9 protein-coding genes, 1 tRNA gene and 3 pseudogenes are annotated in these 22264 nt (G+C 58.4%); 4 read left to right on the top strand and 9 right to left on the bottom strand.

The annotated features are described in order from the left end of the window. Nucleotides 1-393 precede the first annotated feature (393 nt). Complete coding sequence (locus IVB36_RS19485) at nt 394-3384, top strand: AAA family ATPase (protein WP_247392771.1); 2991 nt, start codon at nt 394-396, stop codon at nt 3382-3384. Beyond that, on the top strand, nt 3381-4226 hold the full coding sequence (locus tag IVB36_RS19490) for a hypothetical protein (RefSeq protein WP_247392772.1): 846 nt from the start codon (nt 3381-3383) through the stop codon (nt 4224-4226). Before IVB36_RS19485 ends, IVB36_RS19490 begins: the two co-directional genes overlap by 4 nt. 865 nt (nt 4227-5091) lie before the next feature. Here IVB36_RS19490 and IVB36_RS19495 read toward each other — a convergent pair. From IVB36_RS19495 to IVB36_RS19510, 4 genes and pseudogenes are all read right to left on the bottom strand, one after another. Continuing rightward, nucleotides 5092-7206 carry a DEAD/DEAH box helicase gene (locus IVB36_RS19495; RefSeq protein ID WP_247392773.1) on the bottom strand — a complete coding sequence of 705 codons (2115 nt, stop codon included), beginning with the start codon at nt 7204-7206 and terminating at the stop codon, nt 5092-5094. After that, entirely contained in the window at nt 7203-8126 is a 924-nt protein-coding gene (locus IVB36_RS19500; RefSeq protein WP_247392774.1) for a DUF1837 domain-containing protein, read from the bottom strand. The genes IVB36_RS19495 and IVB36_RS19500 overlap by 4 nt, the downstream gene beginning before the upstream one ends. Nucleotides 8127-8458: 332 nt before the next feature. Then, nucleotides 8459-8629, bottom strand: a pseudogene (locus IVB36_RS19505) (IS3 family transposase); the annotation flags it as partial. A gap of 85 nt (nt 8630-8714) precedes the next feature. Beyond that, nucleotides 8715-9984: pseudogene (locus IVB36_RS19510) on the bottom strand (IS256 family transposase). Nucleotides 9985-10311: 327 nt separating this feature from the next. On the opposite strand from IVB36_RS19510, the gene IVB36_RS19515 reads away from it, so the two are divergent. Beyond that, entirely contained in the window at nt 10312-11361 is a 1050-nt protein-coding gene (locus tag IVB36_RS19515) for a hypothetical protein (RefSeq protein ID WP_247392775.1), read from the top strand. Between the two features lie 409 nt (nt 11362-11770). Here IVB36_RS19515 and IVB36_RS19520 read toward each other — a convergent pair whose 3' ends face one another. From IVB36_RS19520 to IVB36_RS19530, 3 genes are all read right to left on the bottom strand, one after another. Beyond that, nucleotides 11771-13552, bottom strand: coding sequence for a hypothetical protein (locus IVB36_RS19520; protein WP_247392776.1), 1782 nt, complete (start codon nt 13550-13552; stop codon nt 11771-11773). 118 nt (nt 13553-13670) lie between these two features. Next, nucleotides 13671-15227 carry an ISL3 family transposase gene (locus tag IVB36_RS19525; RefSeq protein ID WP_247392777.1) on the bottom strand — a complete coding sequence of 519 codons (1557 nt, stop codon included), beginning with the start codon at nt 15225-15227 and terminating at the stop codon, nt 13671-13673. Between the two features lie 777 nt (nt 15228-16004). Next, nucleotides 16005-19970 carry a hypothetical protein gene (locus tag IVB36_RS19530; protein ID WP_247392778.1) on the bottom strand — a complete coding sequence of 1322 codons (3966 nt, stop codon included), beginning with the start codon at nt 19968-19970 and terminating at the stop codon, nt 16005-16007. A gap of 127 nt (nt 19971-20097) precedes the next feature. On the opposite strand from IVB36_RS19530, the pseudogene IVB36_RS19535 reads away from it, so the two are divergent. Then, a pseudogene (locus tag IVB36_RS19535) lies at nt 20098-20255 on the top strand (IS3 family transposase); the annotation flags it as partial. Nucleotides 20256-20482: 227 nt separating this feature from the next. On the opposite strand, the gene IVB36_RS19540 reads toward IVB36_RS19535, so the two are convergent. After that, nucleotides 20483-20558: transfer RNA gene (locus tag IVB36_RS19540), tRNA-Ile, on the bottom strand. 52 nt (nt 20559-20610) lie between these two features. Further along, nucleotides 20611-21924, bottom strand: a complete 1314-nt coding sequence (locus IVB36_RS19545; RefSeq protein WP_247392792.1) for a DUF2130 domain-containing protein — start codon at nt 21922-21924, stop codon at nt 20611-20613. Nucleotides 21925-22264 lie beyond the last annotated feature (340 nt).

Below are 22264 nucleotides of genomic sequence, written 5' to 3' on the forward strand. Positions count from 1 at the left end.
GATTACTTCTGAATGAGAGCGGCAGTGTCGAAAAGGGCGGCAATTTAGCTGAAGCTCAGCAAGCTCGCGTGAACAAGGCGGCGACCTGGGCACAAATTGTAGGGCAAAGTCTGGGTGCTGGTCCGAGTGCAGACGCACGCTCCCTAGTAAGAAAGATGTTTGTCTGGAGTGTTGAGCAGCCCGCGTAGACGCGGTAACGTGCAGCGTAAGAGTGAGACGAGTTCGCAATGAGATCGGCGCACGAAGTGGACCGCCACTCTCTCGAAGCGTTTATGGCGTCTGTTTAGTTTTGCAGCTGCACAACAAAGTGAATAGTTGTCACGGGTGTCTGCACATGTGCAACTCTTGTACGGTCTCGTTTTATTCGGCTGCGAACCTGGGGAGAGATTTGTCATGCGAGCGATGATGACGTCCGGGTGGCGGGTGCGACGCGCAAATGCTCTTGCGGTCGTCGTCCTCATGCTTGCTACCGCACAATCATATGCCATGGACAAGCTCGGTAGCACGCCGTCTGCGGATGACGTCCAGCAGCAGTCCTCGAAGAGTCCGCTGGATCAACCGAAGGCGCCAGCTAACGCTCAGCAGCTCTCGACCCCTGACAACGCAGCCCCAGGCAAGCATGAGTCGCCTGTCCAGTTTGGGCCGCCGTTTCAAATTGTGGACTTTACTCTCGGAGCCGTCGACCCAAATCCGGTGATCATGGGCAGCGCTGCGATCGGCCAGTTCGATCTGGTCGTTCGGTATGCTGATGATTCGAGTGGGCGTCGGGGTATAGGGGAGGTGCTGGATCGGCTGGCAGTTTCGATCGATGGCGAGAGCTTCGTTCGGGGCATCGCCTCCGCGCGATTTTCCGATTCACTTCAGCCGACCTCAGACGGTGCACGTCTGGAGCGGATGAAGGGATCATTCGTCTTCACCCTCAACCGCGACGTGCTCGCGACGGTGTTCGGTATCAGCTGGGGCTCCACACATATCATCTACCTCATCGATCGCGAAACCGGGATCAAGTCGAGCCCGCTCAATATCTTCGTCCGCAGCCCTTGGCCTGCAATCGTAGGAGTGTCATCTGCTGGCGGCGCATTTCTCGCGCTTGTCGGTTTCCTTGCTAGCCGTTCGGCTAAGCGTAAGCCCTCGGAGCCGCCTCTCGTTCTAGCGGCGAAGCCGACCGAGATCGAAGAAGCAGTAGTGACGAGGCCGGTGTTGCCGGCTCCAGAGGTGCCGTCAGCCTTGCTGACAGCCTTAGGCGAGGGGCGTGCGATGCTGGTGCTTGGGGGCGGTGCCTCTGCACAGGCCGGCTATCCCGATGGTGCAACTCTCGTAGCTCAGCTCGTGGAGCGGTTGGACGATGCGCTTCCGAGGAGCCTGATCGAGAGTGTTGAAGCTGAAGCGAAATTGATCGTCTCCGGCGACGGCTACAACAAGGTGATGGATGCGATCGCTGCTGCCGTCCCGCACGAGCGTGTCGCGCGCGAAATACAGGAAATCATCTCGACTACGCGGCCAAATGCTTCGCTGCACCATACCCTCGCTGCGCTGCCATGGCGCGGCGTCGTTACGCTCGCGCGCGATACGCTGGCGGATGGCATCTTCGCGGGGAAGACCGGCTGGTCGAAGTTCTCACTTGAACAAGCGAGTGAACTGCCGAACGCGATCAAGAGCGGCACGCATGCGCTTCTACGGCCTATGGGTGATCTCGACCGGCCCGATGCGCTATCGCTGTCGATGACCGAACTCCGTCGTAACCTAGCGCGCTGGCCGGAATTCCAGCGCCAGATGGCGCTTTTGCTGCAGACGCAGAATTTCGTGTTCATCGGCGTCGGCGCTACCACGCTCGAGCAGTTCCTACAGGCCGTTGGCGTGGACTTGGAAGTTGCCGGCGCGCGACATTTCGCGCTCGTGCCGGATCGCCACGACATCGGCCTGCTGAGCGCTACGGTATCGCGATTCGGTGTGACACTTTTGCCCTACACCGCCGATACGACCCATATTGCAGTCTCCGACTTCGTTACCAAACTTGCCCACCTTGCGCGCTTCACCGCGCCGGCCCTTGGGCGCCCCCAAGGCTCGCCCAACGAGTTTGCCGCCAGCCGCATCGAGGCCATCAAGCTCACCAACATTGGTCTGTTCGAGCAACTCGAGCTAAAGTTTCAGACCCAGATTCCCGGTGTTCCGGGCGCCGCATGGACCGTGATCTTCGGTCCCAATGGTTGCGGCAAGTCGAGCATTCTGCGCGCCATCGGGCTTGCTCTGAGTGGCAATGAGGCGAGCGCTGCAGCCGGACGCCTGCTACAGGTCGGAAAAACCGAAGCCTCAATCGAGCTCACCTTCGGTTCACAAGTCCTGCGCACACGGCTTGTGCGCAACCGCGACGTCTCCGTGGTGCCGAGCGCGACCACACCCGTGCAAGGTGGGCTGGCACTAGTGCTTGGCTTCCCCGCTCTGCGCGGCGCCCCCTCAATCAACCCGAAAGGGCCAGCCCCGCTAGAAGCGCGTCTTGCGGAGCCCGCCGATCTGCTGCCTTTGGTCAGTGGTGAGGTGGACCGGAGGCTCGGCAGTTTCAAGCAGTGGCTGATCAATGTGCTGGAACAGGCTGGTCGCGGCGACGCGCGAGCAGTGGCGAAGAAGGCATTGCTCGACAATATCATCCACGACGTTGTGCCCGGCATGTTCCGGAAGCTTGCGCCCCTCGACAGCAGCTATGTGATTCGCGTGAAGATCGACGACAAAGACGTCGCTTCGCCGGAGGATGTGCCGTTCGACGATCTCAGTCAGGGTATGTCGTCGATCTTCAACTGGCTCGGAGTTCTGGTGCAGCGGATGTATGACTTCTATCCCCAGGCGGCGGAGCCGCAGAAGGAGCACGCGATCACACTGATCGATGAAATCGATGCACATCTGCATCCGGATTGGCAGCGGCGTCTCGTCGAACTATCCAAAAAATTCTTTCCAAATGTTCAGGTCATCGCTACCTCGCACTCGCCGCTACTCGCAGGTGCGCTGCGCGGCAAAGAAATGTGTGTGCTGGAGCGCGATCGGCGCAGCGGACGTGTCGGTCCGCTACCATTCGACCTCGATTTCTATGGCCGCAGCAGCCAGGAGATCCTCACAAGTGTGGTGTTTGGCCTCCAATCTGATCGCAACCCGGAGACGGAGCGTCTCATTCATCGTTATTACGACCTTTTTGAAAAGGTGAAGCGAACCCAGTCTGAGGATGATGAGCTGCAAGAGCTCGGGCAGCGTTTAAACAATGTGAGCTATGGCGCGATCACCGAGGCTGCCGTCGTCAAGACTACTGAGCCAGAGGAGTGGTCGGCAGATGAAACGGAAATTCTGCGTAAGCACTTCGAAGCAGCTAGCGCGACAACGTCGAGGGCAGCCTCGTGATTAGAGTAGTAAAAGATCCGCAACAGGACCCGTCTTGGCAGGACGTTTTCACCGAGGCGACGCGACAGCGCGGCGAACTAATTAAGGAGTTCAGAAAGCGGGGCGACACCACAGTCGAAGACCAGCTGTACAAGAAATACATGAGCTTTCTGCTAAAGATATTCAATCAAAAATGCGCTTACTGTGAAACGGTGATCGGAAGCAATCAGCCGGGGGACGTCGAGCATTTCCGTCCCAAGGGGCGCGTTGCGGACGACAACTTCAAGCCGATCAAGGTCAAGGTCAGCAAGTGGGGCGAGATCGATCATCCCGGCTATTACTGGCTGGCGTACGACTGGGACAACTTGTTCCCGGCCTGCATCGACTGCAATCGTTACCGTAAACACGGCGCGGGCAAGGGCGAGGGGGCTGGCAAGGCCGATCGCTTCCCCGTCGACGGCTTTCGAGCGGCCGAGCCTGACCAGGAGAAGAGGGAAGTCGCGTTGCTCATAAATCCCAGCAAGGACGAGCCGGATGATCACTTGCAATTCCTGGATACCGGCGAGGTCTTTGCGCGAACCGAGATGGGCAAGCGGACGCTGCACATGCTGGGCCTAAATCGTCGCGAGGTGCTGGTGAAATCGCGCAAGCTTGCATTTAGCAATGCAAGGTTGCTTCTGCAGCAATACTGCACGGCCGTCCTGAGTGGTAGCGAGGAACAGGAGGAGCTGCGTGAACGCATCAACGCCATCTGGGAGGGACGGGAGTCATACACTGCTATGCAAAAGCTAGGATTCGAGATTATTCGTCAACGCGTCGCGAGCAAAGGGATCGCTATTGAATTGCCTCTGAAAAAGACTTGAGCACGGACGGCGCTGGAATGAAATGCGTCTTGTTCGGCGGACAGCAATAGCTCTTGCGGCATTGGTGCTGATCCCTGTTACTGCAGCGTGCAAAGATCGAGGTCGCGCGAGGCGAGGTTATCGTAGCTCAGACCGCCTATCGGCGGACAGGTCAAGGATGCCGAAGCGGAGCGGGGAGGGGCGGTGGCCCTATCCCAAACGAAAGGTCCGAACCCACAGGCGCCCTTAATCTACTTGCCGCCAGTGCGAGCGCGTGAGCTCGATGAAGACGTCAGTTGAAAGGTGGGAGATGCGCCGCACCGCATAGAGATCGGCGTTCGCGCCCTAGCGATGACAGAGTCCGGCGCGAAACGGGCTTGCTCTTGTGTTTCCGCTGACGATCCTTTCTCAGCTATTGAGATCCCGCAGCATGCACTGGTCGCTTTGATTATCTGGTCTTTTAGTCAAGCTCGACCATCCCGAACCGGCTCGTCGCATCTAGACCGACGCTTCCGGGACAGTGGTGCTGGCCGGCTGGAAGGGCCTACCTGGCACTTTGCTCCCCCGATGATTGGTCCGATGGCAGCGCTGGTGTTCACAAGATCCTGCAGGCATTCGGCTTTCTACGAGCCGCGTGGAGGAGGAAAGTAGACGAAGAGCATGGCTGGCGCAGGGTCCTTCGATCGCGCTCGGCTTCTGCCGCAATCAGGCGCTCGAAAACATCCAAACGATAGGCCTCTCACCCATACTGGGCTCCGTCCGGCCAGCATGATGAATCGGTCCAACTGAGTTGGGAGTGCCAAATCTTCCGGCCTATCCCCATCTCGCTTAGCGGGATCGCGTGGATCCGCTCGTGTAATCGCCATGCCTTCAGCGCAACATCCTATCAAGCGTCCTCCGGGGTCTGCGGCTCGTCAGGAGTGATTCCGTCGAAGAAGAAGCGCACAATATAGCGATCAAAAGGTCCTAGAGATTTGATCGCGAGCACCGCGTTACTCCCCAAAAACTTGAATCTCTCAAGTGTTCTTATGAGATCCATCTCGGGGTCTTCAAAATTGATGAGCCCAGCGGTATGGATCTTCTTCGATATCATGCGCGGTAGGCCGTATTCCTCGAGGTGGTAGACTGCACTGGGGAGAAACGCCCGGCTCATCCTGCCCACGAAACCGGAAACGTCGACAGAAGGGTTCACGATGATCTTATGAAGCTCATTTGCGTCGCCCAGGAGAGCGGACAACTTAAACGTAACAGTCCGCTCCAGTTTGAAGAAGTCCTCTATGCTTATGCCATCTTGCCTCAACGTCGAAATAATCTGGGAGAGGTCATCATGCCAATTCTGCGCGATCGCCTTGGTGACATTCACAACGTTAGACCATGTCGTATCCCAGCCGCCGGGTTTGAGTTTGAGTACTTTATACAGCATAGGGTCCCACTGAGAGGGATTTGATGAGTTGAGATAGCCGAACCCCTTCCACTCATCCGGAGCGTCCCTCATGTCTTTCGCCAAACGCAGCAGAAAGTCGGCATCGCTGTCCTGAAGAAGATTGTCCTTCTTGAGGCGCCCGAATTGTTCGGCGCCAATGATAGCGGACATTTGGCTTCTGTACTCGACGATCCGTTCAATTTGAAGGTCTGTCAGCTGGTCTGCATCGCCATGTTCGTCGAGAGTCCCTAGCATCTTATCTGGAAACGAGATTTCGAGTTGGGCATCTTCGGATTTTGGCGGCGCATCTAAAAGGAAAATATTGCCTACGAAGTACTTGAACATGCGCCCGCCGCGGCCAATAATATTCTTGTATGTAAAGTCCTTAAGGTTGGTCCTGCCAACCTTGCTGCGCCATACGATCACGTTCTGAGCGGAAGTGTTGACACCCTCAATGATTGAAGAGGTGGACACAATGCTGTCGAATCCGTCCTCATATTCAAAAAGTTTGATCTGCAGCTGGCTCAGGCATCTGTGCATGCTGCCATTGTGAACCCCGACGGCGCGCTCAACCAGATCGGCCAAGAGCCAGTCCTCTTCGTAGTTGTCCCTGAGCCACTTGGCGAATGCTGAGGTGTAGATCCGATCAACGGGTGGCAGGTTCTCGATTACAAGGTCGGCAATCTTTCGGATCTCGGAGTATGTACCGGCATAGACAAGCGTTTTCTGATCGCCAGGAGAAATCAGCTCAATAAGCTTCGCGCCTTTCTTGGCGGCGTCTCCTCCAAAGTCCCTGTAAGGTTCTTGAATATTCAAGTACACCGTATTGAAATTAAGGAGTTCAATAAACTCCATGTCGCGCGTGAACGCATTATCGTTGAGTTTCTTGATGTTCGGCGCAAGGTAGTACCTCTGGGTTGCCTTCTTGGAAAGTTTTAGAATCGCCTTTATGAGAGTGGAGGCGCGCTCGGGGTCGTGCTCTTGGCTCGCCTTGTAGAATTCATCGACTACGAGAAGGTCGATCTTTTCCAGGGATGCCAGATATCCGAAGGCGCGCTCCTGCGGAAAGATGAAGATGTTTTTGAGTCCGAGCCGTGTATCCGGCGCAGTAATGATCGTGTAGTGATCGGAGAATTTCTTGAACAGTCGCCTTCGTGTTTCATCCATGAGCGCGATCGTCGGAACAATAATCACGACGTTGTCGGGATGCTTTGCGGCTACAAATGCATCAATGATGAAGCTCTTCCCGAAGCTCGTTGGGGCGCTTACCGCGATGCTGTTTCCGTTCAGCAGCTTGGCAAGGATAGACGATTGCTCTCGGTGCAGGGTTGCCAATCGACGCCCAACGTCGACCTCAAACGCATGATGCACGTATTTTTGATCCCATGATGCGCTCTCAAGTTGCAGGTAGGGAAACAGGCCGGTCGCCCGGATCATATGGTTCACTAATTGAGGGTAGGGCGTCTTAGCCTGCTCCAAATCTGCTAGCAGTTGTATCAGGAGGTTTCTGGCAGCCAGCTCGTTCTGGCTGGATAGCAACCCATTGATCTCCTGACACGTCTCAAAAACCTCCATCATTTCTGTCCTTTGTAGAAGGCTACCGCGTGGACAAACGCATCAACGATCTTCTTCTTGCTTGGGACGGGAAAGAGGATGATGTGGAAGTTGAGATCACCGTATTTGTGAACTGAGTTGGATTTTGCGAGCTGCTTTGAAAAGTAAGAATTAGCCCGTTCCGTGTGAAACGCGGTCAATGTTGCCTTGTAATTCTGGGACAATTCCTTCGCAGTCGCGGTCGTAGCGCATTCATGTAGCAAGAGGATCGGTATATGAATCTTCGCCTTCAGCGTGTCGATCGACTCCCGGTTGCTTAAGGCGGCTTTGATCTTCTCCCGAAGGGCCGCCTCGATCGCCAGGCCATCCAGGTCCGAGACACTGGTGATGATCGCGTTTTCCTTCTTCAGCTTATCGGTCGAAAGCGAGTTTAGGACGGAAGTCACTACCGCATCGAGTCGAGCATCAGCTATGGAGTTGTAAAATTTCGCTTCGCCGAACCAGAGTGTAAAGTCGTCGCCATTCACTACGATGTGTACGCTGTCTGCACCCTTGGCATTGTCCTGAACGTTCTGCTTGTAAAATATCTTTGGAACGACTGGCAAAGCGCCAAACCGATGGCGCATTAGTCCATACAAGAACACTTCGGCAATTTCGCTGCCCTGACCCAGTTCATCCTTGTCAGTCAATCTGAGGTTCTGAGCGGCGGCTATAAGACTGCTGTGACTCTGGTCCACAAGTGCGGATCGCTCTCTTTGGGACAGGGCGGTTTGAGCTATATTGTCCCAGAGGTAACTCTGGAACTTGAGATACCGCCACTCGGCGTCCTCGAAGTCGTTAATTAAACTGAGGACCCGCTTGTTCACTAAGGCGGTGAGCTGAGACACGGAAGTGATTCCGGCAAGAGCGTCATCGATAAGGATCTCGAATGACAAGCCTGTCATTGATATAATTGTCTCCCAAAGACATACGCATAGTCCACCTTGGTACGAATTCCTACCGCACATTCCTGGGTAGTCGGGTGGGCGGCATACCTTTACCCGGGTTTTTTGATAGGGCAGGGCCCGCGGCGGTATGGTGTTTCACGCTCATTGCTGCCGCGAACGCGACGGTCCGTTTCAAGCTGAGCCGAAGGATGCCGCCCATCAGCCTGGCTTCGTGCTGGCGATGGTGGTCGCGGAATTGGGGACGGGCCTTGCCCCAGTCGCGCCGGCAAGCAGCGGCGGGTCCATCAAGATCGAGTTTGGGGCCGGCGCATTGACCTTGCCCCGAGGTGTTATCCGGTTCTGAGTTCGCCCTTGCCGTTGGATTTGCGCAGTTGGGCGGTGGGAGCTGGCGCGGAGCCTTCGGTATAGCGCAGCGCCATATCCCGGCGCGGATGGCAGGTCATCGCGAACTCGGACGGGGTTCTCCATCCAAGCTGCGAGTGCGGTCGTCTGTCGTTGTAGAAAGTAGTGCGAGTGTACGTGATAACCCAGGGGATGTCCCGATCGGTGTTGAACTACGTCGGGCCGACGTTGCCGGAATGAATGTTACGCGGCCCTCGTGACGTGGGCAACGGGCTTGATCGTCATGCGATCGTCGTGAGCTTGGAGGCCCGCACGCAGAACCGACAATTGCTTATGCGCCTTCAATCGTCGGAAGCCCTTGTTGGCCTCGATCATGCCGGCCGCGACCCATCGCAAGGCCATACCGGCATCCCGCCAGCGTTTGACGTTGCGCGTGACGCGGCGAATGGTGCCCATCATGTTCTCGGCGATGTTGGTACAGGCGAGCGATCGACGAAGCTCCTTCGGCAACTTCAACCGGACGACAGTCAGGATTTCGTCGAGGCCTTCGAGGATGCTCGTCGCTACGCCGGGCCATTGCTGGTCGAGTCGGCGCGCGAGATTGCGGATCAATTTTTAAGCCTTGTCGGCGTCATCGAGCTCCCAGGCCTGGCGCAGCACCCGACGGGTGGCCGCATGATGCTCTTTCGGCAGGCGTTCCATGGGGTTGCGCGCCTTGTGGATCTGGCAGCGCTGGATCGCAGCGGCCGAACCGAAGGTGCGGCGGATCGCCTTCGACAATGCTTTCGCGCCGTCGGCGATGAACAGTCTTGGCACCCCGGGTCGAGCCCGCGCGAGACCAGGTTGTCGAGCAGGGCCTGAACCGTTGCGGCATTCTCGGTCGCCCCTTCCACCAGCGCCAGCGGATGCTTGTTGCCTTCGCCGTCAACCCCGATCGCGGCGACCAGCACGAGATCGTCGCCGAGATGCAGCCCATCGATTTGCACCACCAGAAGGTCGAGCGCGGACAGGTCGGCAGCCATGAAGTCGGCCAGCCGAGCCGCCGACAGCGCCACGAACCTCCGCGAGGCCGCCGACTTCGACACCCCAGATCCGGGCGGTGCCGGCACGTCCCCCTCGGGCAGCCGGACGGCGCGGCCGAACCGGCGCGTCGACACGTTGATCAGCATCAGGTTCATCGCCCAGCGACCGAGCCAGTCCTCCTGCGCTGCCGTTTCCCAGCTCGGGATCGTGACCTCGCGGCCGTCCACGCCCCGGACCCGCGGGCGCTCGACCTCGATCTTGGCGCCGTGGAAACCGATCCGTCCCCGCGTTCGGCCCCAACGGTGCGCCCGCCGCGCCGCATCGCGACCGTGGCGCGGCCCGCAGGCCGCCGTGACATCCGACTCCATCATCGTGCCGAGCGCCTCGATCCCCGCCGCAAGGGAGAACCGATCGAAGCTCGCCCGCACTTCCGCAAACGCTTCGTCCACAGCCCCAGTCGCCGGCGAGCCGGTGTGATATCTCTCGTCATGGCGTTGCTCTCCTTTGTGGAATCAGCACCCCGAGCCTACCGGCTCAAGGTGGGCAACGCCGACCTCTCCAGAAATTCAACAGAACCCGGGACATCCCCCATAACCCACGCACAAAGCGATAGACGTTCTGGTTGATTGTCGAATGCCACGGCAAATCCCGCCCCAATCGCGACAGAGTCATTGTCGCCATGCGTAAACCCATTGCTTCTGCTTTGTGCGCATGAGTATCTGGGATAACGTTTCGGATAGAAGTGCAGCGCCAAGTAATCAGGCCCGCAAGAGCTGGCAATTTGCTCGTTTCTGGCGGCACGAGGTGGGGTGGGGCTATGGACCTTGAGGACCGGTTCGACGAGTTGGTGTTTCAGCTTTTTAGGGCTGAAGGCTTCCACGCCGAGTCCAAAGCGGGTCCTCCCGCCGGGCTCCGTTGGTCTCCCCATTTGCTGATTCGTTCACGGACCGGGGCCACGGCGGTCGGCGGCACGCATATTTTCCGATCCCGGACCATGCCGGCTCACGCTCTAAGGAGCTCCGCCCTTCAAGCGGAGTATATGCGGCGTGCCTGGCCAGCGGAGCGTGGCATACTCGTCATCGGTAATAAGGTCGAATCCCGCGTACATAGCGAGGTGAAATCGCTGTTTCCAAACTTATTGATTTACGACATCGACAATCTCGCATTCCTAGTGTCGAAACACCCGGCGCTCGGTAGTACGTTTGAGGACATTACTCGCGAGGCCTTGCCGTTCTCCGAGGTCGCAGTACCTCAACCGCTGGAAACGAACATGGAGCTTGATATTTCCAGTCCCCTAACGCCGCCGGCCTGCCTGCCGACGATTCTGAAGGAAACCAAAGGGAGTGATCTCTGCAAAGAGATAAACGCGATACCGATGGGGCGGGCCGATGCCGAGAAATTCGAAGAGAAGATGGTAGAGGCTTTACGCTATATCTTTGACAAGGATCTCACCGCTTGGTCACCTCAGAAGCCGAGCGATACCAAGCTCTCGTTCTACGATCTCGTTGTGCGAGTAGCGTCAGAACACGACTTTTGGAATGCGATCGTCAGTCAGTTTCGCTCCCGGTATATCGTGTTCGAATTCAAGAACTACGGAGCGAAGATCAAACAAACACAGATTTACACGACCGAGAAGTACCTCTTCTGTACTGCTTTGCGGTCGATGGCTATCATAATCTCTAGGAATGGGGCGGATAAAAACGCTCTGGCGGCGGCGCGCGGCGTTCTACGGGACAGCGGTAAGCTCTTGGTCAATCTCGATATCCAAGATCTTTGCGACATGCTTCATCGCAAGGAAAACGGGGATGACCACAACAGCATTCTGGTCGAGCGCGTCGACGATATGCTGATGAGGCTGGAGCGGTAGTTAGAAGAGAGGCGCTTGTACCGTTGCCTTCACTTTCGTCAGCGTCGGATGCTCGGTGCCGCTAGTGGGTTTGAGAGCGGATGACAGAAAAGCCAGTGCCCGATGGTGGGATGGCATCGGCTTGCACACCAACACGGGTTAGCCGGATAATACCTTCGATTGCGCGGACCGGTGAATGCATCGCGCGCTACGCTAGCGCCAACTCTTGGATGTGCCGACAATCACTTATCCGCCCTGTCACTACAATAAGAGCAGACGTTTGGTCTTGCTGACGACGCGCGTCTGCATCGGAGCCGGCTGTTTTCGTTGAGCGCAGTGGAGTGAATAGCGAGATTGCATTGACGAGTTAAACTCGCAGCCCTCAGCGACCTCGAACATGGGACCGGAGCAACGGGCCGTTGGTGAACGCCTAGGGCTCCCAGTCGAGGCGCTCGGCGTGCTCGTCGTGCCGGCGGGCGTCCCATTCATACCTCTCCGCCAAAGCATCGAGCGCCTTAGCGGTATGAGGGTGATCATAGGTGATCGCTTTGGCCCACGCCCGGTACTTTGCAGCTTCCTGGCGTTCGAGTTCACCGCCGTCGCCGGGCATGCGGGTGGTGATGCCGCGCCGGTTGCCTTTGCCGATCTGAAAGCCTTCGATCATCGGCTTGCTACGAAAAAGGTCGATCACCTCCCGGACTGGCTCGGCCGGCCAATTGCCGTCCGAGCCCATCGGCGAGGCCGACAGCATATTGCCGATACGACTGTCGGCGACGTCCTCCCGCCCGGCCGCCTTGGCCAGGGCTCGCGCCTCCTTGATCCAAGCCTCCAGCACTATGCCGTCGATCGAGCCTTCGTCGAGTGTCCCGGGAATCCGATTCCAAGGCTCCAGCAAGCGATAAGCCTGAGTGGCGACCGCTCGCGCATTCTCAGCGTTTTCCGGCTCCCGATCGACAACCCCACTTTCCTCGCTGGCCTTGTAGACCGCACTTAGCATTTCGATGAACAGCGACGGCTGTTCCGAGAGGGCCCTCAGCAGCACCTTCGCCGGTCGGCGAGAGTGTTCCAGCACCCGAAGATAGTTCCATTCCAGGGCGACGAGAGCATTTCGATCGATGTCGTTGCGTTCGTCGAGCAGCTCCAGAATCTCTGCGACATAGTGTTGGAACATGGTCGCTTCGTTGCTGTCGCCGTCGCTTTCGAAAGGTTGGCGAGCGGCCTCCCGTAGTACCTCAACCAGCAGGTCGCTGGGCAGATGCACCTTATCGCCCCGCCCTGCGAGCGGCAGGGCGTGCCGGGCGCGGCCGACGCTGATCAATTTACGGATAGCGTAGGCGACATCTTCGCTGTCGTCGCTCATCGAGAACACCGGCGCGTGGCGCCAGTACGTTGTTTCGAATTCACCGCCGATGCTGGCGACCTGATCCCAGGTCCAGCGCTCGATGGGAAGGGCGCGTAGAATAGTCTGTAGAGCGGTGTGGCTCCAGCTTCCGGCCCTCGCCTTTCCGATCAGCGCCGCCGCCCAGGGCTCCTTGCGATCTCGGAAAATGGAGATAATCAGGCCGTGCGCGACGTCTCGCTCGCGGGCATTGTCGCTCCGAACTGCTGCTTCGAGTAGAACGTCGAGCTCGGGTGCAGACAACCCGCTGTCATAGAGGGCCTTGCCAAGATAGCCAGCAGTACCCGTCAGTCCGGCGAGTGACAGGACGGCGGCGATCCCGCCCTTGGCGTAGACCGCCTGCGCGGCTTGCTGCCTCACGGTCTCGACATCCCGCTGTTCGGCTTCCCATCCCGCACCTGAAGGGTTCGGCAGTTGAACCGACTGCTGGAAAAGCCAGGCAACCTCATTGAGCGAATCGGTGGGGGCGAACCGGTCGTAGACCGCTTCTAGTCGATCCAACACTGGCGCTGGCAGTGACCACTCAGCATCCGGAAATTGTCGGTGATGGTTGAGCACCCGCCGCAGCTTGTCCCAGAACATCGCCCGATCGTTGCTGTCCGTAATCCGCGGCTCCGTCGCCTCAAGCGCCTCAAGCGCGGCGGCGGGGTCGGGCGCCAGATCCCCAAGGCGGTCGAGCAGAAGCGACCATCGCGCTGGGCTCAAGCCAACGTCGGCAAGCAGGCGCTCGCTGATCGCGGCAGCCCCCCGCCTGATGAGGGCCCAGGTAACCGTTTCAGCATTGTCGACAGTGAAGTCGCGCCAACGCGGCATAGGCGATGGCGTCGAGGTATCGTGCCCCCGAGGCAGGATTGTCAATCGGCGTTCGACTGGGACCCCCTATCGGCATCCAAAAGGGGCTCTGACGCATATTCGATGATCGTGATTGTTTTTATGGCGCGCCAATCAGCCTAGCCTGAAGGAGATCGAGCTTAGCGCGCCCGTACATTTGCCGTTTGACCAGCTTGAGCTTGGTGATCTGAGCTTCCACTTGGCCATTGGACCATGGTTGCGTGATAGCCGCGTGCACCGCGCCCTTATCGTTGGCAATGCCATTCGCGAACGAGGCAATGAGGCTCCGCTTGGAGTCATCAATCCAAGGTTCGAGCTCCATCTCGGCCTTCTTTCGGATCATCGCGTGGAAGCAGCCAACGAGAGCTTGGGCATCGGCCAGCATAGGAACGTTTTGTTCGATGACCGCAAGCGTGACGGTCTCGGCTTTGGTTAGGTGGTCGCGCTTCGTCGTCATCAGCTGCGCTATCGTCCTGGCGGCGGGGACCTTCTGCAATTGTTGATGGCTGATGGTCTCGGCACGTCGCCGTCGCGTCGCCCATTCCGCCACGACGCGCAGCGATCCCTTGAAGCCTTGTCCCTTCAAGCGGCGCCAGAGCTCGGCACCGTTGCGACAGCCGCCTGACCACTGCGCGTCCAGGAACGGCAGATGCCCGTCCAGGGTGCTTTGACGGGTGCGGAACATATCCGTACCGCCGCTGCGGCTAATTTGGCGAACCAGATTGCGACTATGTCCTGTGCGGCGGACGATCTCCTTGAGCGACACACCGTCGCTGACGAGAGCCGTAATTACGGCATGGCTGTCCTGCCGCCGCAAATAGCCCTGATAGCGCAGCTTTTCCGCACAGGTCAGCAATTCCGGGTTGATCGTCGTCGCTCCAATTGCGGTTCGGATTCTGTTCATGGAGCGGCGCACCGCATGAAGGAAGGCCGCGCTCGCATTTTCCATCAGATGCCAGCGGTCGGCGACTTGGATGGCGTTCGGCAGCGCCTTGGCTGCTGCCTCGCCGTATCCACCACCGCGATCTCGCGACACAATGTTGATCGCTGGGTGCTTCGATAGCCACGCCGGAACGGTCGCCGTTTCCCGGTCGGGCAGCAGGGTAACGATCCGCCGGCGCTCCAAATCGCACACGATCGTCCCGTATCGATGATTTCTCCGGAACGCCCAGTCATCGATGCCCACAACAAGCAATGGATCTGTCGGCATCGCCGTCCGCCGGCGGACCACCCGCAGCAAGGTATCGTTGCTGACGGGCAGCATGAGCCGCTTGGCGAAGCTTGCCGCCGGCCGGCCGCCGAGCGCCAACCCCAAGTGATGGACGATGTATTCCAACCGTGCCGTCCGGCGCCGTCGAAGCGGGACGATGTCTTCTCCAAACCGCTCCGCGAAGATCCGCCGGCGGCAATGCGGCACCTCACATGTGAAGCGCCGCGTGAGCAATCGGAGGCGCACCCTTCTGCCCGCTGACGGCAAATCAGCCACGTGCCGGATGTATCGGCTATGGATTCGGCGCGACGCTGTCGCGCACAAAGGGCATTGGGCCTCCGCAGCCTCTGACCGAACAGCCAGAATAACCGAATCCATTGAGTCACATACACCATCAAACACCAAACCACTCGGTACTAGCGATGAGATTTGAAAGCCCGTCCGCATGGCGCTGATTCTCCGTTTGAGAACCACAGTCGCCCGGCAAACTTCATCGGAAATGAGTCAGACCCCCGATTGGATGCCGATCACCCCGAAAACGGGGTCCTTATTCCATGCCGAAACACACTAACGGAAGCCACTTATCCATTGTTGTAGTGCAAGGTAGTCATGCAGTTGGGGTTGATTCGGAATTTCTCTCTGAAATTCTTCCGCACCTGCGGTGAAGTACGAAGTCGTCACGATTGCCCCCGCAGTGGCACGACGGGACTGCAACACGCCATACAGTGTGCGACTTCGACGCCTACCTTATTGGGTGGGACAAACCGCTTACATTCGACCAAGTACAAGAATTGTCCGAGCCCTTCCTTTCGGGCAGCGTAGATATCGAAGCCTTCATCTTTCGAAGCGCGGGTAAGCGTGACGTCATATCCTTGAAGGTTCAGTATTTCCGCGACGATCTCTTCAAACCTTCCAGAGGGTAGGGTCCAGGCTAACGACGGGTCGTTCTTCAAGCGCTTAACAATTTCAGAATTGGTGGACGACACGTCGACCATAATGCGGCCGAACTCCGGAGAGTCTTTAGATAGCGGCCTCCCATCCGGCCCCACAAGTCCAGGGGCGTGTCCCTGATGAAGTCGCCCGATCGCGTCAAAGGTTTATCGATGACGAGAACCTATCGCGCTGATCCTATCCTTACCTGATAACTCGGGGTTTTCCCATGCGATGCTTGGACGCCCCTGTCGGCTATTTGCCGCGGGGCGCTGGTGCGCCAAAGTCCACCAATTATTTCTTCGCAATTCGATCATTCAGCCATTGACCCACATATCGTCGGATCCGGACGTCACCCAGATCGTCGAGAACGGTCGACGGCAAAAGCTCATCAGTTGCGAGCAGTCTGCGTGCCGGGTGGCCGGTGTCGAGCAATTCGAGGAGGCCAAGCGCGGTCGCACGGTCTCGGCTCTCTAACGCGATGACGCCGAGCAGCAACAATGCCCTGTGCGGTTGGGAATGTCCGACCCGCTCAAACATTTGGACGGCATCGGCGACTGGAAGATGCGCTCCCGCCAGAATCGTGGCAGAGGCCGCCAGCGGCGGCGGCAATCTCATTAAAAGGTCTGCGGTGATCTTCCCTACGATTTCGAGCTCCACTGTGCTGGCGGTGCTCAATGCGTCGATAGCGTCGACGCGCAGCCAACCAAGCGGCTTGTCAGCAAAGAGCGACCAGATCTGGCGTCGAATGGCCGGCCCGCAAAGTCGGGCCGCGGCGCTCAACGCGTCCCGGCGTAGCTGCCGGTCGGAGGTCTGCCTGGCCAACGCGATCAGCTTGGTCCCGGTCTCATCACCAAGTGATGCGTACGTCTCTAGCGCGGCCACAGCTTCGCGCGCGATCGGATAGGAGTCCGGCTCCTGATAGTGCGGCTCGGCATCGGACCAACGGTCCAGAGTCAGTTGCATGAGTACCGGCGAATGCTCCGGGTGCGGTCGGCTGCTGAGGATAGCGGTCAAACTGCGGCGGACCCGGCTACCCTTATCACTCGCAAGAGCAAGGAGCTCGGTAGGTAATGGATCTGGCAGTCTTGACGCCAGATATTCAAGCGCCCTTTGACGCGCGTCGGCGCGATCATGGTGCAGGGCCAACCAGATCAGAGGTTCCTCGCCAATCGTGATCGCAGCCTGAGTTGCGGCAGCTGCCTCGGCGCCGTCCGTCGCTTCCGCGAGCCACCTGCGGACAACGGGGGCCGGCTTTGATAAACTTGCGATCATCACTGGCACGATCACACGGAGCACGGTCGAAGCCGCAACTGGCGCTGCAGCCTCAAGCAAGGCGAGGGCAGCTGTTCCTACCGGACGTGGCTCGTGCTTGTTCGTTTCGAACGCCTCAAATAGTTCCCTTGCTTCTGGAGAGAGTTTCGCGAACACCGATTCCAACCGTTCCGCTTCGACACGGGCTTGAACGGCATAAATATCGACCAACAGATGAACGAACGCCGAGGGTGACGCCGCATGCGTCTCCAGGCAATTGATCAAGATCGACGGAGCCGCGGTGATCGCGCACTGGATCAGGGACCTGCGCAAGCCTTCATCATCCGGCTGCGACAAAATCCGGTCGGCCAGAAGGTTCTCCAACGTCGCGTTCCAACATTGACGCGCCGCGTTCCAACCTGCTTCCTCATCGCCGCTCTTGCGGGTCGCTTCCAGAATCGTACGGATTTCGGCTGCCGTCGCCGCAGCCTTGGAGGTAAAAACCTCCTGCGCCCAGCGCCAGGCAAAGTCTGTTAGCCGCGCGTGGTTGGCCAAGTCCTGCCATCGGCTGGCATTGCGCATGGTTTCGATGAAGGTGTCGACGATGACGCCTGATGCGTAGTCCCTGTCGTCGTCTTGCGTCGCGTAATATTCCTCGTACCCTTTGTCGTACTCGCCATCCTCAACAGCTCGCCACTCTTTCCCGGTGTCTTCGCGGCGAGATCGCCGAATGGCCGCCAAATCGTCGAGCGCCGCGATCAACACAGCCTCGTATCCAGCGAGGTCTCGGACCGCGCCTTCCGCTACTGCGTCGACGTTTCGATCGAACCCCGTCCCGATCAATTTGTGAGCGACCGCAAGGAACGCGGGTGTCAGACCAGTTGCAATTCGATCGAGTTTGTCTGCGAGGTCGCGACCATAGGATCCATGGTCCTGTGGAAGCTGCTCGCGAATGAAGCGATCGGCGATAATTGCCGATCGGGGATCAGCTGAGACTCGCTCGTACCAGGCATCGTCGAAACTTGGCGGCTCCCAATCGTCGATAAAGAACGCACCGCCGCGTCTTACCCCCTTGATGAACCATCTTGCGAGCTCGGCGGGGATGGACGCGCTCGTGCCAACGTCCGCCGCCAATTGCAGCAGGGCCCGGAAATCGGCGTCTGGGTCGAGCAGGGATTCCTCGAGCCACGCGTCAATCGCGGACCGGCTTTCTTCCGACGCCTGGAAAGTGTCATCCATTCCCTCGATCGTCGCCCATAGATTATTGGCAGCATTCAGCGAGCGGGCGGCCGTCTCCGACCCCCATGCACGAAAAGCACCTGTCAATTTAGTCAGGGCTGCAAGGAGAGATTCGAGGGCAACCTCACTGCGAGACCAGTTTTCCTTCAGGAACATTTCGAAGCCCGCCCGAACGCTCGGATGCGCGAACGAAACCGTGCGCTGGGGCTGGCGGAGGTGGCGTGTGGCCACCAGACGGTCGATGGTCTTTTCTAACCCATCGGCCAATCCGGCATCGGACTTTCGCAGCTGACGTTGCAGTGCAGTTAGCTGGGTGCGATCGATTTGACCTCGCGCTGCGAGCAAGCCCCAGATCACGGCGGACAGACCGATTTGATCGGTCGCGCCGAGATATTTGACGACGACGCCCTCAACGGCATCTCGGTGGGCCAAGCTGAGCAGGCGCTGCAAGAACGCGCGATCCGCCTCATCTGACTGAAGCCCATCCGCGAGGTTTGTAAAGAACAAGTCCAGCTCGAGCGGGGTCTCCAACGCTTCGAGCGCCGCTTGTCTGAACTTGAGCGCTTTGGGCTGTAGATCGGTCGCGAGCAGGTCCATGCGCTTGTCGTAGATATGAGCCAGCTCGCCGTTGCTGTACTGCTCGGCATTCAGCTCGATTGACCACCGGTTGAATGCGTCGTTCGCGCGGGCCTGGCCGAGCATATCACTGCGGGAGGTTATGACATATCGATGTCCGGGACGCGCATCTTTCAAAAGACGCGGTAGTTGCTCCGTCCAGGCTTCTGACCCGCGTCGCAGGCTATATTGGCCCCAAGGATCCTCGACGTAGAAGAGCGTAGGTCCGGTGTCAATCAGCCGTCTTGTAATCGAGGGTTCATCATTAGGATTCACGGCGACGACATCGAGCCGCCCGTCCTGCTGACGAGCCATATCGCAAAGAGCAATTGCGGCCAGCGTCTTTCCTGTCCCGGAAGGCCCGGTGATCACGATGGCATTTCGCTGTTGCAGGAGAGATGCCATGTCGGCGAAGTTCGACGGCTTGACGAACCCCACGAGTTCCGCTGCGCTCGCAAGATATCCGCCGTGAGCCCGGATCGTTGCCAACAAGTCATCGCGTGTCCAGACGCCCGGGCCGGTTCCGCGCATTCTGCGTCGAGCTTCCTGGCAAAGTTGCCCGCGGCACTCGGTTTGACGAGAGTGTGGGACACGAAGCAGCTCGCTCAATATATAGCCGATCTCGAGCTCAATTAATCTCTCTGTCGCCCCGCCCCGGATCGCAATGCGTCCCTCTGGCGCAAAGGGTAGCGTCTTCCTGAGAGAAGACGGGAATTCCAGTGGGTCCGATTGCTCCTCAAAGTCGGAAACGAGCAAGTTACGTGCGGCTCCTTTCGCGTCGGCGTTGGTGACCAACAGAAACCGTGTGTCGAGGTCATCGAGATGATGTTTCGCAGGCCTTCGCTTCTCGCCATGGTTAAGCAATCTGTCGAGGTCTTCGATCGACCACGGTTCACCCCTGCGGAATTTAATCTGCACGACAAGCTTGTAGCCGCCTGCGACAATGGCACTCGGCACCACCCGGCCCGGTTCGTGGGCTTCGCAGTCGGCCTCAAGATCTTCCTCATTGGCCGGCTCTAACGTGATGCGTGTTGCCGATTTCGTAATCAGCAGCAATCGCAGAGCCGCCAGCACAGAGACGTTGAGCTGATATTCGTAGCCGGCCAGGGCTGCGGTCGCACCGCTGGCTGAGCTGGATGTGCTTTGTGACAACAGAGGATCTGGCCTTTCATTCAAACTGCGTTTGCGCAATCGAGAACTTTAAATCACCTCGTTTATCGCGATGGCCTCTTGATCGCAACAAGGGTCTCGGCGCAATCAGTCCAGTTGTTCTGGGTGCAGGCATAGCAAATACACCAGCGGGCAATTCCAGCGCCTGATGGCCGACCACGGCGACGTCTGCGGCGCGGCATGAGCCGTTCCGGCAACGCCCGGGACATTGCCGCGATGGAGAGCTTCTTCTCGTCGCTCAAGTCTGTACGGACGAAAGGCAAAACCTAGAGGGCCAGGGACCAGGCGCGCGCCGATGTGTTCGACTACGTCGACGAGTGGGTGACGTTTACATCTACCATCCCCCAAATCGGTCTAGCGCCATCGAGTGTTGCGGTACGCGAGCTTGCGCACGAACGAAAAGTGGACGTATCTGGTGCGGTTTCTGGTGCAGTCGTCGCGGTGCGAGCAACGAAGACCAAGCAAGTCGTCGCCGCCATCGCTGCTGATATTCTTGGTGGGCCCGGCAGGACTCGAACCTGCAACCAGACCGTTATGAGCGGCCGGCTCTAACCATTGAGCTACAGGCCCGTTCCCAATCGTCTTGCTGACGCGGCAGGGAAGGGAGCGATCGACAGTGAAACTAGCTCGCCTTGCGTTCGGGCGGATCACCGGCTTCTAGCAGGGGAGGCGCCAAACTGGGAATTTCAGGCATTGACTTGCCGGCTATCGCTTGGAGGTCGCCCACCATCCCGACGGTCGAATCTATCACAGATACAATCTGTGTTTCGCGTTTCGCCCATTGGCGACCCATAAACTTGCGCTCCTTGTCCAGGTCGTCTCTCATGTCGTTGAATTTCTCGATGACCGCTTCGACACGTTGCCGGAATCTGGTGCCGGTCAGATAGTCATAGACCTGCTCCATCTTTGTCTGCTGGCCTTGTTGCACGAGCCGTGCGCCGCATACGTCGAGCAGCGCTTGACGCAGCGCTACCGCAACGGGGAGGGCGCACCGAGGATGAGCGACCCACACGCCATCCATCAGATCGAATTGTTCGATGTGTTTGGGTAGCGCGTGCGAGATGATGAGCGATACGTCGGCGCCCGAGCGCCGTTGGTCATCCCTGAGCTTCGCCAGCCAACCGTCGCTCCACGATTTGGTCCGTTTCGTCTCCCATAGGATTATGCCTGCCGGCTGCCCGACGGCGCCGTTGACCTGCTGGACGACGTCGGCGCCAAGCTCGCCTTTGCCGACTGGTTCTATGATATCCGTCGGGAAACGGCTGCGCAAAAGCTCTTCGAGTTCCAATTCGAGGACTTCGCCTTGGGCCTGTTGCGAACCTTGCTCCGCCTTGCGCTTGAGTTCCTCGATCGTACGTGCCATCGATTCGATCGTTTGATCCTTTTCGGCAACGCGAAGCCTGGCAGCGTCGTCGGCTTCCTGCCTGGCTTTGGTCTGAACTGTTGCAACGGAGGCTTGAACGCGCTTTTCGATGGTCAAGTCCAACTCACGCTTCTCATCGTCCAACGCGCGCTGCTTGCGAATAAGTTCAGCCTGAGCCTGCTGGGCTTCGGCAAGCTTGCGGTTATTCGCCTCCAGAAGCTGACGGAGCTCGGCAGCCTCGTTAATTTTCGCTGATAGTTCCGTGGCAGAGGCTTCGCGCGCCTTCTTGGCTTCAGAAGCGACAATCCGCTCGCGTTCGGCCGTCAATCGTTTCGCGACCTGGTCTTCGACCGCCTCGCGGTCCTTGGTGAGCTGTTCGCGTTCCAGACGGAGCGCCTCGGTCTTGCGCGCGACTTCAGCATCTTTTCCCGCGAGCTGTTCCTGGAAGCGCCGGCGGGTTTGCTCGAGCAGCGGTGCGGCAAGCGATTCCGTCAGTGGAATTTCGTGATTGCAGTTCGGACAATGTAAGATAGGCTCGTATGCGCCATTCGTGGCTGCCGCTTTGAAGCTCATCGCGTTGATCTCATTCGTCGCTGAGTCGCGATTGAACCGTATTGGTGTGTCGGCGCCAGAGCGGAATGTGCGTGTCCACATGGGATTTCCACCTGTGGGCTTCTAAATCTGAAAGCCGACCGTGCGGCTACGGCGAAATATTCCATAATCTATGTTATGCGAACCAAAATACATCAGTTTTTTCAACGGGCTGGTCATACCAGAATTCCATAACTAGGAACTAGAGATCTATCCTACCCTGCTCGTCCGCGTCCGCGGCGTTGTCGATCGGCGCCATCCTGATCTTTGCGCGCGACAGCCAGTTTTGCGGTCAGCTTGCCCCAGGTCTCGGCATAGCCGT

It is taken from the genome of Bradyrhizobium sp. 35 (assembly GCF_023073215.1).
GTDB lineage: Bacteria > Pseudomonadota > Alphaproteobacteria > Rhizobiales > Xanthobacteraceae > Bradyrhizobium > Bradyrhizobium canariense_D.

What these genes read in the sequence shown, in the direction of transcription:
- IVB36_RS19485 (WP_247392771.1), top strand. Translation starts at nt 394, where the DNA reads ATGCGAGCGATGATGACGTCCGGGTGGCGGGTGCGACGCGCAAATGCT.
- IVB36_RS19495 (WP_247392773.1), bottom strand. Translation starts at nt 7,206, where the DNA reads ATGATGGAGGTTTTTGAGACGTGTCAGGAGATCAATGGGTTGCTATCC.
- IVB36_RS19500 (WP_247392774.1), bottom strand. Translation starts at nt 8,126, where the DNA reads ATGACAGGCTTGTCATTCGAGATCCTTATCGATGACGCTCTTGCCGGA.
- IVB36_RS19515 (WP_247392775.1), top strand. Translation starts at nt 10,312, where the DNA reads ATGGACCTTGAGGACCGGTTCGACGAGTTGGTGTTTCAGCTTTTTAGG.
- IVB36_RS19520 (WP_247392776.1), bottom strand. Translation starts at nt 13,552, where the DNA reads ATGCCGCGTTGGCGCGACTTCACTGTCGACAATGCTGAAACGGTTACC.
- IVB36_RS19525 (WP_247392777.1), bottom strand. Translation starts at nt 15,227, where the DNA reads ATGCGGACGGGCTTTCAAATCTCATCGCTAGTACCGAGTGGTTTGGTG.
- IVB36_RS19545 (WP_247392792.1), bottom strand. Translation starts at nt 21,924, where the DNA reads ATGAGCTTCAAAGCGGCAGCCACGAATGGCGCATACGAGCCTATCTTA.